Origin of the sequence: Sphingomonas sp. Leaf412 (assembly GCF_001425405.1) — a bacterium.
GTDB lineage: Bacteria > Pseudomonadota > Alphaproteobacteria > Sphingomonadales > Sphingomonadaceae > Sphingomonas.
In genome coordinates, this window is record NZ_LMQP01000004.1 from 199421 (window position 1) to 200035 (window position 615).

The 615-nt window shown below is 70.4% G+C and carries 2 protein-coding genes; both read left to right on the top strand.

Features of this window, described 5'->3' with window-relative positions; all coding sequences use genetic code 11:
- Positions 1-179 (top strand): cytochrome o ubiquinol/quinol oxidase subunit IV (locus tag ASG29_RS16495; protein WP_414884843.1); only part of this gene is annotated, 179 nt, incomplete at its 5' end.
- A gap of 1 nt (position 180) precedes the next feature.
- Positions 181-615, top strand: a 435-nt coding sequence (locus tag ASG29_RS16500; RefSeq protein ID WP_321163202.1) for an SURF1 family protein, incomplete at its 3' end; no start/stop codon positions are given.

The window sequence follows — 615 nt, forward strand, 5'->3', positions numbered from 1 at the left end:
TGATCTACTTCCTGCACATGAACACCAAGTCGGAAGGCGGGTGGACGATGATGGCGCTGATCTTCACGGTCATCGTCGTCGTCATCGCGCTGACGGGGTCGCTGTGGGTGATGTACCACATGAACCAGAACATGATGCCGGGCATGGACATGTCGGGGGATATGTCGGGGGGCATGTAGCGTGGCGCGCCGCGTCGTCGCGCTGACCGCGGCGGTGGCGGCGATCGTCGGGCTGATCGCGCTGGGACTGTGGCAGGTCGAGCGGCGGGCGTGGAAACATGCCCTGGTGGCGCAGGTGGAGCGGCGGCTGTCCGCGCCGCCGGTGGCCGCGCCGGGGCCGGTGCGGTGGGGCGCGATCGGAGCCGACGATGCCTATACGCGGGTGCGCGTGGCGGGGCGGTTCGTCGGCGCGGATACGCGCGTGCAGGCGGTGACCGACCTGGGCGGCGGGTTCTGGGTCGTGACGCCGTTCCGGACCGATGCGGGGTGGACCGTGCTGGTGAACCGGGGGTTCGTGCCGGGGGGAGTGGCGCTTTCTGCTCCCTCTCCCCGCCGGGGAGAGGGTCGGGGTGAGGGGCCGGCGCCTCGCAGAGAGGCTCCTCTCGGTGAGACTTCG